This window comes from Halorubrum sp. 2020YC2, from assembly GCF_018623055.1.
Taxonomy (GTDB): domain Archaea; phylum Halobacteriota; class Halobacteria; order Halobacteriales; family Haloferacaceae; genus Halorubrum.
Map to the genome: position 1 here is coordinate 2,584,249 of NZ_CP076019.1, position 13,391 is coordinate 2,597,639.

The 13,391-nt window shown below is 66.3% G+C and carries 14 protein-coding genes; 7 read left to right on the forward strand and 7 right to left on the reverse strand.

Annotated elements, in window-relative coordinates; translation table 11 throughout:
- Positions 1-223: 223 nt before the first annotated feature.
- Positions 224-1,246: a ribonucleotide-diphosphate reductase subunit beta gene (locus KI388_RS12955; RefSeq protein WP_215087012.1), complete on the forward strand. Its 1,023-nt coding sequence runs from the start codon at positions 224-226 to the stop codon at positions 1,244-1,246.
- 1 nt (position 1,247) lies between these two features.
- Complete coding sequence (locus tag KI388_RS12960) at positions 1,248-2,936, forward strand: ribonucleoside-diphosphate reductase subunit alpha (RefSeq protein WP_215087013.1); 1,689 nt, start codon at positions 1,248-1,250, stop codon at positions 2,934-2,936.
- A 175-nt stretch (positions 2,937-3,111) separates the two neighbouring features.
- Here the strand turns inward: KI388_RS12960 and KI388_RS12965 are convergent, their stop codons facing one another.
- A complete protein-coding gene (locus KI388_RS12965; RefSeq protein ID WP_215087014.1) occupies positions 3,112-4,338 on the reverse strand; it encodes an SPFH domain-containing protein in 1,227 nt (408 codons plus the stop codon).
- A 199-nt stretch (positions 4,339-4,537) separates the two neighbouring features.
- Between KI388_RS12965 and KI388_RS12970 the strand changes: the two genes are divergently transcribed.
- The 3 genes from KI388_RS12970 (at position 4,538) to KI388_RS12980 (ending at position 6,929) form a co-directional block, all read left to right on the forward strand.
- A complete protein-coding gene (locus KI388_RS12970) occupies positions 4,538-5,842 on the forward strand; it encodes an O-acetylhomoserine aminocarboxypropyltransferase/cysteine synthase family protein (protein ID WP_215087015.1) in 1,305 nt (434 codons plus the stop codon).
- A gap of 209 nt (positions 5,843-6,051) precedes the next feature.
- Positions 6,052-6,492, forward strand: coding sequence for a hypothetical protein (locus KI388_RS12975; RefSeq protein ID WP_215087016.1), 441 nt, complete (start codon positions 6,052-6,054; stop codon positions 6,490-6,492).
- Positions 6,493-6,632: 140 nt separating this feature from the next.
- On the forward strand, positions 6,633-6,929 hold the full coding sequence (locus KI388_RS12980) for a hypothetical protein (RefSeq protein ID WP_215087017.1): 297 nt from the start codon (positions 6,633-6,635) through the stop codon (positions 6,927-6,929).
- A gap of 198 nt (positions 6,930-7,127) precedes the next feature.
- Here KI388_RS12980 and KI388_RS12985 read toward each other — a convergent pair whose 3' ends face one another.
- On the reverse strand, positions 7,128-8,306 hold the full coding sequence (locus tag KI388_RS12985; protein WP_215087018.1) for an aminopeptidase: 1,179 nt from the start codon (positions 8,304-8,306) through the stop codon (positions 7,128-7,130).
- A gap of 108 nt (positions 8,307-8,414) precedes the next feature.
- Between KI388_RS12985 and hisG the strand changes: the two genes are divergently transcribed.
- On the forward strand, positions 8,415-9,305 hold the full coding sequence (hisG, locus tag KI388_RS12990) for an ATP phosphoribosyltransferase (protein WP_215087019.1): 891 nt from the start codon (positions 8,415-8,417) through the stop codon (positions 9,303-9,305).
- Between the two features lie 14 nt (positions 9,306-9,319).
- Here hisG and KI388_RS12995 read toward each other — a convergent pair whose 3' ends face one another.
- The 3 genes from KI388_RS12995 to larB all read right to left on the reverse strand — a co-directional run bounded on the left by KI388_RS12995 (position 9,320) and on the right by larB (position 10,803).
- Positions 9,320-9,589 carry a GIY-YIG nuclease family protein gene (locus KI388_RS12995; RefSeq protein WP_215087020.1) on the reverse strand — a complete coding sequence of 90 codons (270 nt, stop codon included), beginning with the start codon at positions 9,587-9,589 and terminating at the stop codon, positions 9,320-9,322.
- Between the two features lie 108 nt (positions 9,590-9,697).
- Positions 9,698-9,850 (reverse strand): hypothetical protein, encoded by a 153-nt coding sequence (locus KI388_RS13000; protein WP_008440770.1) that lies wholly within the window; start codon positions 9,848-9,850, stop codon positions 9,698-9,700.
- 191 nt (positions 9,851-10,041) lie between these two features.
- Positions 10,042-10,803: a nickel pincer cofactor biosynthesis protein LarB gene (gene larB / locus KI388_RS13005; protein WP_215087021.1), complete on the reverse strand. Its 762-nt coding sequence runs from the start codon at positions 10,801-10,803 to the stop codon at positions 10,042-10,044.
- A 312-nt stretch (positions 10,804-11,115) separates the two neighbouring features.
- Here larB and KI388_RS13010 point away from each other — a divergent pair, with 312 nt between their 5' ends.
- Positions 11,116-11,283, forward strand: coding sequence for a DUF1931 family protein (locus KI388_RS13010; protein WP_004047560.1), 168 nt, complete (start codon positions 11,116-11,118; stop codon positions 11,281-11,283).
- A gap of 107 nt (positions 11,284-11,390) precedes the next feature.
- Here the strand turns inward: KI388_RS13010 and rpiA are convergent, their stop codons facing one another.
- Entirely contained in the window at positions 11,391-12,125 is a 735-nt protein-coding gene (gene rpiA, locus KI388_RS13015; protein WP_215087022.1) for a ribose-5-phosphate isomerase RpiA, read from the reverse strand.
- A 103-nt stretch (positions 12,126-12,228) separates the two neighbouring features.
- Complete coding sequence (locus tag KI388_RS13020; protein ID WP_215087023.1) at positions 12,229-13,353, reverse strand: ORC1-type DNA replication protein; 1,125 nt, start codon at positions 13,351-13,353, stop codon at positions 12,229-12,231.
- Positions 13,354-13,391: the final 38 nt, after the last annotated feature.

A 13,391-nucleotide genomic window follows, 5' to 3' on the forward strand; every position in this document is an offset into this window, starting at 1 on the left:
GAGTCCGCCCTCCAGTTATGAAAGTGAGCTTGCTGTACTACAATTCTATTGGTAATACTTATGTCGGTGGAGTCTGTGTGGTCCGATACGGTTCACGCGGCCAAACGCACGCGACGCTGTGAGACCGTCTCTCAAGGACACGACGCGGTCGGACTCACCGGACCGACGCTAGACAGGAGGAGAGGCAATCCAACGCGAGCGGTCACGTTCGAGATGACCAACGATGAGTGAAAGCGAAAACGGAAACGCGAGCACAGGCGCGGACACAGAGAAGGACATCTTCTCGGAGCGAAAACAGCTGAAGCCCTACGAGTACAGCGATTTCCTCGACTACGTCGAGGCGATCCGGAACAGCTACTGGGTGCATACGGAGTTTAATTTCGACGGAGACGTCCAAGACTTCAAGGTCAACACGACACCTGCCGAGCAGACCGTTATCAAGCGGACGATGCTGGCTATCGCGCAGATCGAGGTCCAGGTGAAGACGTTCTGGTCGGACATCTACGAGGAGATGCCCAAAGCCGAGGTCGGGAACGTGGGTATGACCTTCGCGGAAAGCGAGGTGCGGCACATGGACGCCTACAGTCACCTTCTCGACGTCTTAGGCATCACGGACGACTTCGAGCAGGTGACTGAGGAGCCGGCGATCAGAGAGCGGATCGAGTATCTCGACGAGTACTTGGAGAAGAGCGAGAGCGACGACGACCGGGAGTACGTGATGAGCATCCTGCTTTTCAGCACGTTCGTCGAACACGTCTCGCTGTTCAGCCAGTTCCTCATAATGACGAGCTTCGACAAACACGAGAAGAAGTTCACGGGGATAGCGAACGCCGTCGAAGCGACCAGCAAAGAGGAGCAGATTCACGGGCTGTTCGGGGTCGAGCTGGTGGAGACGATCAGAGAGGAGAACCCGGACCTCTTCGACGACGACTTTGAGGAAGACGTCCAAGAAGCCTGTCGGCAGGCCTACGAGGCAGAGACGGAGATCCTAGACTGGATATTCGCCGACGGCGAGCTGGAGTTTCTCCCCAGAGCGCACGTCGACGCGTTTCTGCGAGACCGGTTCAATCAGAGCCTCGAAAACGTCGGGGTGGAACCGGTGTTCGAGACGGACGACGACCTGCTCGAGGAGACGCGCTGGTTCGACGAGGACATCATGATGACGAAGGATAACGACTTCTTCAGCAAGCGGTCGACCACGTACAACAAACACACGCAGAGCGTTACCGCGGAGGACATGTTCTAAAATGGCACAAACAGAACTCGACAGCGTTGCGGAACAACATACAGAACCGTTCTACTGGCTGAACGAGGACAGCAGAGAGTTTCTCAGAGAGGGGTACCTGCTTGAGGGCGTCGAAGCGGAAGAGAGGGTCAGACAGATAGCGGAGCGCGCCGAAGAGATCCTGGGTGAGGAGGGGTTCGCGGACAAGTTCTACGAGTACATGAGCCGCGGCTTCTACAGCCTCGCCAGCCCGATATGGTCCAACTTCGGACTGGACAGAGGCCTCCCTATCAGTTGCTTCGGCAGCTACATGGAGGATACCATCGAGAGTATTCTCTACACCCAAGCGGAGGTGGGTGAGATGACCAAGCAGGGCGGAGGCACGAGCGGGTACTTCGGTGAGCTGCGGCCGCGGGGCAGTCCGATAACGGACAACGGCAAGAGCAACGGGAGTTACAGCTTCACAGAGCTGTTCGACACGATCATCAACGTCATCAGTCAGGGCGAAACCCGGCGGGGGCAGTTCGCCGGCTACATCGACGTCGAACACGACGACTTGGAAGAATGGCTCAACATCAAAACCGAGGGAGACCCGGTACAGGACATCTACTACGGCGTCATCGTCGGTGACGACTGGTTTCAGGCGATGATCGACGGCGACGAGGAGAAGCGAGAGACATGGGCGGATATCATCGAGACCCGGATCAACATCGGCGTTCCGTATATCATTTTCCGGGGGAACATGAACGAGGGGAAGCCGCAGGTGTACAAGGACAAGGAGTACCAGATAAACGCGTCCAACCTGTGTACGGAGATAGCGCTGCCGGCCACCGCGGACGAGAGCTTCGTCTGCTGTCTCTCGAGCATGAACGCTCTCCACTACGACGAGTGGAAGGACACCGATGCGGTGGAGACGCTGACTCGGTTCCTGGACGCGGTGATGGAGGAGTTCATCCAGCGCACGGAGGGAGTCCGGTTCATGGAGCGGGCCGTGCGGTTCGCGAAACGGCACAGGGCGATAGGGATCGGCGTCCTCGGGTGGCACAGCTACCTCCAGAGCAACATGATCCCCTTCGACAGCATGGAGGCGATGGAGAGGAACGAAGAGATATTCCGAACCATCAGAGAGCGGAGTTACGAGGCGAGCGAAGCGCTTGCCGATAAGTTCGGGGAGCCGGAGGTTCTCGAGGGGTACGGCAGACGAAACACGACGACGATGAGCGTGGCGCCGACGAAATCGAGCAGCGTCATTCTGGGTCAGGTCAGTCCGAGCATCGAGCCGCTGAAATCGAACTACTTCGTGCGAGACGGTGCGAAGCTGAAGTCGACGCAGAAGAACAGATTCCTTCAGGCGCTACTGGCGGAGCGGGGCAAAGACACCCGCGAAGTCTGGGACAGCATCGCGAACAAAGACGGGAGCGTCCAACATCTCGAGTGTCTGACGGACGAAGAGAAAGAGGTGTTCAAGACCTTCGCAGAGATACCGCAGATGGCGATCATCAACCAGGCGGCACAGAGACAGAAGCACATCGACCAGGCGCAGAGCGTGAACGTCTCGATCGATCCGAGCGAAGTGAGCGTCAAAGAGATCAATCAGCTCTACATCGAAGCGTGGAAGAAAGGGGTCAAGAGCCTCTACTATCAGCACAGCGTGAACGCCGCACAGAAGTTCAGTCGAGATATCCTCGAGTGTAAGGCCTGTGAGAGCTGACCGCCGCTCGTAGTCGGCTCGCCCGTCGTCCCGGTCGCTCGCCTTCGACTCCGGGTCGACGTCCCGGTCCGCCTCGTGGTCGACGGCTTCGGATCCGAGAACGTCGGCGACCCGAGCGGCGACGCGGTCGCGGCGGTTTTCCCCGTCGACGACGTGTGGCGGCCGTGAGTCGGGATTACGTCCCCGGCCGCTCGCTCTCCGTCTCCAGTTCGATGTCGCGGTCGGCCTCGCGGGTCGCCTCCTGCCGGGCGAGGTCGACGTCGCGGGCCGTGTCCGAGTCCCGGGTCTCGTCGGTCCGGAGATCGCTGTCGGCCACGGTGTCAAGCTGTTCGAGAGCGCTCTCGATGTCCTCTAACCCGAGCAGCTTCTCCGTCTCCTCGTCGAACTCCTTGCTCTCTAATCCCTCCATGTCTTGGACGTCGGAGCCGGAGAGGGCCTTGCCGTAGCGACCCACCAGACTCGTGAGCTCCTGCGGGAGGACGAAGGTGGTGGACTCGCCTTTCCCGATCTCTTCGAGGGTCTCCATGCCACGCTCGATGATGGCGCGCTCGCCCATCGACTCGGCGGAGCGCGCGCGGAGGACGGTCGAGATGGCGTCCCCCTGCGCTTCGAGGATCTGGCTCTGTTTCTCCCCCTGCGCGCGGATGATGTTGGACTGCTTGTCACCCTCGGCCTGCTCGACCGCGGAGCGGCGTTCCCCCTGCGCTTCGAGGATCATCGCGCGGCGGCGGCGCTCGGCGCCGGTCTGTTGCTCCATCGCGCGCTGGACCTCCTGCGAGGGGCTCACCTCGCGGACCTCGACGGCCTCGACGCGGATCCCCCACTCGTCGGTCGGCTCGTCTAGCTCCTCGTTGATCCGGTCGTTGATCAGCTCCCGCTGCGAGAGCGTGTCGTCGAGTTCCATGTCGCCGATGACGGCGCGGAGGGTGGTCTGCGCGAGGTTCGAGACGGCGTTCTTGTAGTCGTCGACCTCCAGATACGCCTTCTTCGCGTCCATCACCTTGATGTAGACGACCGCGTCGGCGGTCACGGGGGAGTTGTCCCGGGTGATGGCCGACTGGCTCGGCACGTCGATCGTCTGGGTCCGCATGTCGAACGCGTGCGTCCGCGAGACGAACGGCGGGATGAGGTGGACGCCCGGTTCGAGCAGCTCCCGGTACTCTCCGAAAACGGTGAGCGCCTCCTTGTCGTAGGCGTCGACGATCTCGACGGCGCTGACGATCGTGACGGCCGCCAGAAGCACCGCGAGCGCCGCGACGCCGAAGACGAGGCTCTGCCCGAGGAGGGCGACGCCGACGAGGAGGGCGACGCCGAGCGCGAGGTACTGCCAGACCCCGTCCGGGATCTCTCCCAGCAGATCCTCTAGCTCGGCGGGCTCGCCGCGCGGACCTTGTGTTCCCATAAGGGAAGTTACGGCCCGACGCTGTTAACGGTTGGCACGAGTTCGGCTTTCGGCCGGGTCGCGCCCGCGGATCCGCCTGTCGGCGGCGCGACGGCGGCCCCCGAGGCTCGCGCCCGAACCGGTTCGGCGATGTCGGCGGTACCGGAAACGCCGGTACAGGCCGGTCGTTTTTAACTACACAGCGGGGGAATACGGACCTATGCCATCCGACGACGGCGACGACGGCCGAAAGTTCAGCACGCGAAGCGTCCACGCCGGCTCCGACCCCGACCCGACGACCGGCGCCCGCGCGACGCCCATCTACCAGACGACCGCGTACCAGTTCGACGACGCCGACCACGCGGCGGACCTCTTCGCCTTGGAGGAGCCCGGGAACGTCTACTCCCGGCTGATGAACCCGACCAACGCCGCCCTCGAAGAGCGGATCGCCTCGCTGGAGGGCGGCGTCGGCGCGGTCGCGACCGCCTCGGGCATGGCCGCGCTCGACGTGACGACGTTCCTGCTCGCCTCCGCGGGCGACAACATCGTCACCTCGTCGGCGCTGTACGGCGGCACCTACACCTACCTCACCCACTCCGTCGAGCGCCGCGGCGTCTCGACGCGGTTCGTCGACCCGCTCGACTACGAGGGGTACGCCGAGGCCATCGACGAGGACACCGCCTACGTCCACCTCGAGACCATCGGTAACCCCGCCTTAGTCACGCCCGACATCCAGCGGATCGCCGACATCGCCCACGAGCACGGCGCCCCGCTGTTCGTCGACAACACGTTCGCGACGCCGGCCCTCTGCCGCCCGCTCGAACACGGCGCCGACCTGATCTGGGAGTCGACGACGAAGTGGCTCACCGGCAACGGCACCACGGTCGGCGGCGTCGTCGTCGACGGCGGGTCGTTCCCGTGGGCCGAGCACGCCGAGAAGTACCCCGAGATCGCCCGGGACAACCCCGCGTACCACGGGATCAACTTCGCGGAGCGGTTCGGGGACGCGGCGTTCACCTTCGCGGCGGTCACCCGCGGCCTGCGCGACTTGGGCGACCAGCAGTCACCGTTCGACGCGTGGAACACGCTCCAGCAGACGGAGTCGCTCCCGCTGCGGATGGACCGCCACTGCGAGAACGCCGGGATCGTGGCCGAGTACCTCGACGAGCACGACGAGGTCGCGTGGGTGAACTACCCCGGGCTGGAGAGCCACGAGACCCACGAAGAGGCCAGCGAGTACTTAGACGGCGGCTACGGCGGGATGCTCACCTTCGGGCTGGAGGCGGGCTACGAGGCGGCGCGGGCGACCGTCGAGGAGGCGGACCTCGCCTCGCTCGTCGCCAACGTCGGCGACGCGAAGACGCTCGTGATCCACCCGGCGTCGACGACCCACCAGCAGCTGACGGACGCGGAGAAGGAGGCCGCGGGCGTCACCGACGACATGGTGCGCCTGTCGGTCGGCATCGAGGACCCCGCGGACATCGTCGCCGACCTTGAGGACGCCATCGAGGCGGCGACCGCCTAACCGCGATCCGCCCGTTTCCGACGGTGTCGGCTCCCTTGAAATCCTCGGGGACTGGTAGAACCTCTGTGCGAGATACAGAGGCTGTACTTGTTAGAAGCTGGTAATCGGTTCAGAAATCGAGTCACTCTCTGATTGGGACGTGTGATGACCGTGGACCTCGTTTTGCTATCAGATGGTATCTAAAGTGGTACTATAGTAGAACAACGGTAATGACACCTGAGATTAGTTCCCTGTTAGGGGATTCTGTGCCGACTTACGAAAAGAAGCGAGATGTTGATAGGACGGAATTGTCAGAAGAGACCGTATTCACGTTGCTCTCGGCACGGCGCAGGCGAGAGATGCTCCGTATCCTCACACAGTCGGGTGGTGAGGCGACCGTCGCCGATATGGTGGCGGAAGTTGCCCATAGAGAGCACGGCAGGGATGTTAATGCGGCCAAACGAAAGGCGATATACGTATCCCTACATCAAATACATATCCCGAAATTCGTGGAGGCGGGAGTGTTAGAGCACGACGTGGCGAATCGGACTATTCGCCCCATCGGTCTTTGGAAGCAACTGTACGCCTATCTTGAATTCGACCCGCTGGAAACAAAACAGGGGCTGTTATCTCGGATGTTTCGACCGAAGACCGGTAGAGCGACGGACTAACTTGTTCTCGGAGCCGTGCTGAATCCAGAGCGCGAGTCGGTCAGCGCCATCAGCACCGTTTCACGATCACGCGATACTTGCCTCAGCGGCGGGTACGCAAACCCCGCAGTATTTCAACGTCGCCGGAGACGACACGCTCGATGCCCTCCATTATCGATGAGACCGTGTTCGGCGAGCCCTCCAGAGGGCTTGGACTGGTTTTTCTCTGTGGCGCACTTCTGATAGCCGGGCAGCAAGCGTACTACGTCCTTTTAAAAGGTGCGACGTCTTACTATACTACAATATTTATTGGTGCCGGGATGGCCCTCTCCGGCATTGCCGAGTCCTTGCCGAGATCTCGACGACTGGCTTCTGGTGCCCTGCGACTCACAGCGATCGCTGTACTGGCGAGTATTCTCGTGATCGGCTTCGTCAGGCCCGAGTTCCTCTTAGTGTGATTGAGCCGGTCGGGTTGAGTTCACCGCTCTTGTAAGGAGTCCATTCGCACGGAGGACTCATTGGGAGTGACCGAAAAGCCGAGAGGTGAAGCTGCTACACGCACCCTCTGTATCTCGCACGCCGATTCTACCAGATCTTAAGGATTCCAACAGAGCCGACAGTCCCGCTTTCTCTCACCAAGCTATCGTCCTCCCGATTTACTCCTCGAACCCCTCTTCCCACCGGAACGTCCCGTTCCGCTGGACGACCTCGCCGTCGACTTCCATCCGGGAGTCCGCGCTCACGTCCGATATCATGTCGACGTGGACCGCGCTGTCGTTACCGGACTCGCCGTCGGGCAGGCAGGCGTCGTAGGCGCGGCCGACCGCGAGGTGGACGGTGTCGCCCATCTTCTCGTCGAAGAGGATCGAGTCGGTGAAGCGGTCGATGCCGCGGTTCATCCCGATACCGAGTTCGCCCAGCCGCCGCGCGCCCGCGTCGGTGTCGAGGATGTCCGCGAGCGCCCCCTCGCCGGCCTCGGCGGAGAAGTCGACGACTTCCCCCTCCTCGAACGAGAGGTGAACGTTCCGGACGCGGGTCGCGTCGATGGTCATCGGCACGTCGAAGAAGACCTCGCCGTCGGTGTCGTAGGGGGCGGTGAACACCTCGCCGCTCGGGAGGTTGTGCGAGTCGTACGCGACGGAGGCCGCGGAGTTGACCGCGGTCCGACCCGCGATCGACATCTGAACGTCGGTGTCGGGGGCGCCGTCGCGCTCGGTGACGATCCGGACCGTCTCGCCCGCGTCCAGGACGTCTTTCATCTTCGCCATCTCGTCGGCCAGCGACTCCCAGTCGCGGAGGACGGCGTCGTAGATGAACTCTTGATACTCCTCGTAGGCCATCCCGGCCTGCTGGGCGAGGCTCCGCGTCGGGTGGACCGTCGACACCCAGTCGGTGTCCATCCGCGCCTCGCGGACGCCCTGCCGGGCCTTCGCGTACGCCTGCCGCGTCGGCCGGTCGACGTCGGCGGTCGCGGTGGTGTTGCGCCCGCCGCCGATCCGGAGGTAGGCGTCGGCGGCTTCGAACATCGCGCGGTCGACGGCGGGGTCGGAATCGAAGTCGTCGGTCTCGACCGCGGCATCGGCGTCGTCGTTCTCATCGCCGCCGTCGCCCTCGCCCTCGACCCTCGCCTCGACGCCCTTCAGGTAGGCCCGGGAGACCTCGTCGGACCCGTACAGCGTCGTGACGTTCGCCCCGCGCTCGCCGAGCGCCTCGGCGACCGCGACGCCCAGTTCGTGGGCGTCCTCCGCGACGCTGACGACCACGTCGTCCCCGGCCTCGACCCGCGCGCTCCAGTCGACGAGCACCGCGGCGTGCTCGCGTACGCGTTCGTCCATCGTACTCGGTGCGTCGTGGGGGAGCGGTAAATCGGTGCCGGGACCGGGAGCGCCAACCCCCGCTCGGCGGACGAAAACGTTTCCCCCCGTCCCCGCGACGCTCCGCGTATGCGCATCGCCGTCCCCAACAAGGGCCGCCTGCACGAGCCGACGCTCTCGCTGTTAGAGCGCGCGGGGCTCCACGTCGAGGAGACCGCCGACCGACAGCTGTACGCCGACACCGTCGACGAGGACGTGACGGTGCTTTTCGCGCGGGCGGCCGACATCCCCGAGTACGTCCGCGACGGCGCGGCCGACCTCGGGGTCACCGGCCTCGATCAGGCGGCCGAGTCGGGCGGCGTCGTCGACGCCGCGGGGGAGGCGGCCGACGGCGACCTCGTCGACCTGCTCGATTTGGGGTACGGCTCCTGTAAGCTCGTTCTCGCCGCGCCCGAGGACGGCGACGTCTCGGCCGTCGAGGACCTGACCGGGGAGACGGTCGCCACCGAGTTCCCGAACGTCACCCGCGAGTACCTCGACCGCGTGGACGTCGACGCCGACGTGGTCACCGTGACGGGCGCGACGGAGCTGACCCCCCACGTCGACATGGCCGACGCCATCGTCGACATCACCTCGACCGGGACGACGCTGAAGGTGAACCGGCTGGCGGTGATCGACGACGTGCTCGACTCCTCGGTGCGGCTGTTCGCCCGTCCGGACGTGGTCGACGACGCGAAGGTCGAGCAGGTCGTGACCGCCTTCGAGTCCGTCCTCGCGGCGGACGGCCGGCGCTACCTGATGATGAACGCGCCGAAGGACCGGCTCGACGAGGTGAAAGACGTGATCCCCGGGCTGGGCGGCCCGACCGTGATGGACGTGGAGGCCGACGCGGACGGCAACGGGATGGTGGCGGTCCACGCCGTCGTCGACGAGCGCGACGTGTTCGAGACCATCTCGGAACTGCGGTCGGTCGGCGCGACCGGCATCCTCGTCACCGAGATCGAACGGCTCGTGGAGTGAGAAAAGCGAGGCGCTCAGCTTTCGTCGCCGTCCTCGGGGTCGTCTTCGACCAACCGCTCCTTCTCGGCGCGCGACAGCGACTTTATCGCGTACTCCCTCGACATCGCCGCCGACTTCGAGTCGAACGACTCGACGTGACGCAGGGTGACCGGGGTCCGGCCGCGGGTGTACTTCGCGCCCTCCCCGGCGTCGTGTTCCGCGACGCGTCGCTCCACGTCGGTCGTGTACCCGGTGTAGAGGGTGCCGTCGGCGCACTCGATCACGTACACGTGGTGGTCGGCCACGGGAGTCGTCCGAGCGCGAGGGTGAAGTGCGTGCGGATGCGCCTGAGTCGGGGGCGGGACGGAGCGGCCGCTCTCCGTGCGCTCGGTCTCCGATCGGCGTTTCGCCGGTCAGTCCCCGGTTCGAGTCCGCTCGCGGGACACCTCTGCGATGCCCGCGTTCGCGGAGCACTTCGGGCACGCGTTCAGGTCGCCGCGCTCGTCCGCGAAGACGCGCGCGAAGCGGTCCGAGACGTGCGACCCGCAGTGGTCACAGCGTGGCATGAGATACCGACGTGCGTCGGTAACTACCATACGGACTCGACGAACAAATACCCTTTTTCGACCCGGGGGACTGCCGGTATTCGCGCGGTTAAACGGATCCCGACTCCCGCCGGTCGCGGCGGGCTCGACGGGGTCGGTCCGGGCCGCCGGTCGCGGCGGTCGGGGCGGTCAGTCGGGCCCGTCCGGACCGGTCACTCCGGCCGCGCCGCGTCGACCGCGCGGGCTATCAGCCCGGCCTGCGCGCCGGCGACGAACCCGGCGTCGACGTTGACCGTCGTGAGCACCGAACACGACTGGAGCGCGCCCTCAAGCGCCGCGACGCCCTCGCCGCCGACGCCGTACCCGGTCGAGACGGGGAGCGCGATCACGGGCGCGTCGACGAGCCCGGCGACGACGGTCGGGAGCGCGCCCTCGCGGCCCGCCGCGACGATCACGGCGTCGGCCTCGCGGACCCGGTCGACCTGGTCTAAGATTCGGTCGAGGTTGGCGACGCCGACGTCGTCGACCCGGTCGACCGCCGCCCCGATTTCGCGGGCGACGACCGCCGCCTCGCCGGCGACGGGCGCGTCCGCGGTGCCGGCGGCCACGACCGCGACCGCGGCGTCGAGCGACGGCGGCTCGAAGTCGGCGGCGCGCGCGACGACGGTCCCCGTGCGGTCGTCGCGGTCGACCGTCGCGTCCCCGTCGCCTGCCGCCGACGCGACCGCCGCCGCCGTCGCCTCGTCCGCGCGCGTCACCAGCGCCCGCCCGGTGGTTTCGAGCGCGGTCGTCGCCAGCGCGGCGACCTCCGCGGGCGTCTTCCCCTCCGCGAGGATCGCCTCCGGGATCCCGCGCCGCCGCTCGCGGGCGGCGTCGAACCGCCCCGCGTCCGTGGTCGCGTAGCCCGCGAGCCGCGACTCCGCCTCCTCGACGCCTATCTCGCCCGCTTCGAGCGCCGCTAACGTCTCTCGCATGAACGGCCGTGAGGGCCGGACCCGGTCGAACCTGTCGATCCGCCGTCCGGCGCCCGGGCGCGCGTCACGCGCTCGTCGCGGGAAGCGGCGGCGGCGGCGGAACGGCGACCGCGAGCGACACGCGCGTCGCACGCGGCCCGATCGAGCCGGGGGACGACCGGATTCGGACCGGGGTCGCGTCGCCTCGGGGACGAAAATCTCACAAGATTTATAACCACTTGCGTTCGCCGCCCCCCGCGAACCGGCTTCACGGCGCCCCTCGCGGGCGAATTCAGGAACTCTTATTAACCACCACCGGGTAGGCCCGATCGCATGGCAGACCTCATTGTCAAAGCGGCCGTCAAGGAAGCCCTGGACGACAAGAACGTCGCTTCGGACTTCTACGACGCGCTGGACGACGAAGTGGACGAGCTGCTCGAAGACGCCGCGCGCCGCGCCGAGGCCAACGACCGGAAGACGGTCCAGCCGCGCGACCTCTAAGACGGAACTCGTTTCCGTACCGCATTTTATTCGGACGCCGACCGCCGAGCGGCGGCGCCGTCGATCGACCCGCCACGCCGTGTCGACCGATCGCCGCGACGGCCCGGTCAGACCTCGTCCACCCGAACGCCCGACTCCGTCCCGACGTGGACCTCGTCAGCGAGCCCGACGAAGAGCCCGTGTTCGACGGCGCCCGGAACCGCGGACAGCGCCGTCGACAGGGCGGCGGGGTCGGCTATCTCCCCGAACGCGCAGTCGAGGACGAGGTTCCCGTTGTCGGTCACGACCGGTCCGTCCTTCCGCTCTGCGCGCCGCAGCGTCGGCTCGCCGCCCGCCTCCCGGACCGCCGCGGCGACGGCGGTCCGCCCCGCGGGGAGCGCCTCGACCGGGATCGGCCGGTCGAGCCGGGGCGACTCCTTCGAGGGGTCCGCGACGACGAGGAACCGGTCCGCCGCGGCGTCGACGAGCTTCTCGCGGGCGTGGGCCGCGCCGCCGCCCTTTATCAGCGCGCCGCCGGCCTCGCGGGCGTCGCCTCCCTCGACGCCCGTCGCCACCTGATCCGCCCCGTCGATGGCGAGGTCGATCCCCGGGCCGTCCGGGCCGACCGCCTCGTCGAGGTCGAGCAGGGGGATCCCGCGGTCGGCGGCGAGTTCGCGGCTCGCGAAGGAGGTGGAAACCCCCCGAATATCGAGACCGGCGTCGGCCCGGTCCCCGAGCCGCCGGATCGCGTGCGCCGCCGTCGACCCGGTCCCCAGTCCGACCACGTCGCCGTCGGAGACGGCCTCGGCCGCCGACTCGCCGGCGCGTCGCTTCATCGCGTCGCTCCCGCCGCTCGTCTTCATGCGAGCGACTGCGTCCGGGGGCGTTGAAAAGGCGTCGGGGAGGGCGGGGGAGTCGAGGCGGAGCGGCGCGGGGGCGTGAGGGCGCGCACGGCCGGCGTCGCCGTCACTCCAGTCGGTCCAACACCGCCTCGGCGTCGTACGCTAAGGAGAGCTCGCGCGAGCGGCCGCGGCCGTCGACGTCGGCGTACTCGGCGTCGATCACGCCGAGCTGGTCGAGCTTGTTGATGATCTCGGAGTAGCGGGTGTAGCCGAGGTCGGTCTCGTCGTTGAACGCGTCGTACACCGCGCCGGCGCGCTCGCCGTCGTGTTCGGCGAGGACGCGGACGAGGTCGCGCTCGGACTCCGAGAGGCCGCGGAGCGACCGCGAGAGGTGGACGTGTTTCGACTTGTCGTACGCGTCCTCGACGTCCTCCTCGGAGACGGTCTTCGAGGCGCGCATCTCGGCGTTCAGCCCCGCCCGGCGCAGGAGGTCGATCCCGACCCGGAGGTCGCCGCTCTCGGCGGTGAGGTCCGCGACGCGCTCCAGTTCGGCGTCACCGATGACGCCCTCGTGGAAGCCGCGCTTGGCGCGCTCGGCGAGGATGTCGTATATCTCGGTGGCGTCGTAGACGGGGAAGTACACCTCCTCCGGGCGGAAGACGGACTGGACCCGGGTGTCGAGGTCGTCGATCACGTCGAGTCCGAGGTCGGAGGAGACGACGATGACGCCGATCTTCGCACCGGAGTGCGCCTCGTGGGCGCGGAGCAGCGAGTACAGGGTGTCGGACGCCTCGTTGTCGTAGAAGAGGTAGTTCACGTCGTCTAAGGCGACGACCAAGACTTCGTCCTCCTCGACGAGCCGGTCGGTGATCTGGCCGAACAGCTTCTTGAAGGAGATGCCCGAGGAGGGGGGTTCGTACTCGAAGATCCCCTCGAACAGCCGGGAGAACACCGCGTAGCGCGTCGAGTCGACCTGACAGTTGACCCGGACCGTCCGCACCTCGGTCCGGGCGCCCAGCTCCCCGAACAGCTTCTGGACGGCGGTGGTCTTGCCGGTCCCGGGCGGGCCGCGGACCATCGTGTTGAGCGGGCGGGAGCCGCGGACCGCGGGGCGGAGCGCGTACTTGAGGTTCTCAAGCTGGCTCTCGCGGTGGCGGAACGTCTCGGGGACGTGGTCGATCTCGAACACCGACTCGTCGCGGAACACCGACTCGTCCCACGAGAGCATGTCCCCGCCGTCCCCGGTCATGCGAGTACCACGAGAGGCCGCGCACTTAACCGTTGCCC

Bases quoted from the DNA above. Each gene is read 5' to 3' on its own strand.
- KI388_RS12955 (WP_215087012.1), top strand. From the start codon at position 224: ATGAGTGAAAGCGAAAACGGAAACGCGAGCACAGGCGCGGACACAGAG.
- KI388_RS12960 (WP_215087013.1), top strand. From the start codon at position 1,248: ATGGCACAAACAGAACTCGACAGCGTTGCGGAACAACATACAGAACCG.
- KI388_RS12965 (WP_215087014.1), bottom strand. From the start codon at position 4,338: ATGGGAACACAAGGTCCGCGCGGCGAGCCCGCCGAGCTAGAGGATCTG.
- KI388_RS12970 (WP_215087015.1), top strand. From the start codon at position 4,538: ATGCCATCCGACGACGGCGACGACGGCCGAAAGTTCAGCACGCGAAGC.
- KI388_RS12975 (WP_215087016.1), top strand. From the start codon at position 6,052: ATGACACCTGAGATTAGTTCCCTGTTAGGGGATTCTGTGCCGACTTAC.
- KI388_RS12980 (WP_215087017.1), top strand. From the start codon at position 6,633: ATGCCCTCCATTATCGATGAGACCGTGTTCGGCGAGCCCTCCAGAGGG.
- KI388_RS12985 (WP_215087018.1), bottom strand. From the start codon at position 8,306: ATGGACGAACGCGTACGCGAGCACGCCGCGGTGCTCGTCGACTGGAGC.
- hisG (WP_215087019.1), top strand. From the start codon at position 8,415: ATGCGCATCGCCGTCCCCAACAAGGGCCGCCTGCACGAGCCGACGCTC.
- KI388_RS13000 (WP_008440770.1), bottom strand. From the start codon at position 9,850: ATGCCACGCTGTGACCACTGCGGGTCGCACGTCTCGGACCGCTTCGCG.
- larB (WP_215087021.1), bottom strand. From the start codon at position 10,803: ATGCGAGAGACGTTAGCGGCGCTCGAAGCGGGCGAGATAGGCGTCGAG.
- KI388_RS13010 (WP_004047560.1), top strand. From the start codon at position 11,116: ATGGCAGACCTCATTGTCAAAGCGGCCGTCAAGGAAGCCCTGGACGAC.
- rpiA (WP_215087022.1), bottom strand. From the start codon at position 12,125: ATGAAGACGAGCGGCGGGAGCGACGCGATGAAGCGACGCGCCGGCGAG.
- KI388_RS13020 (WP_215087023.1), bottom strand. From the start codon at position 13,353: ATGACCGGGGACGGCGGGGACATGCTCTCGTGGGACGAGTCGGTGTTC.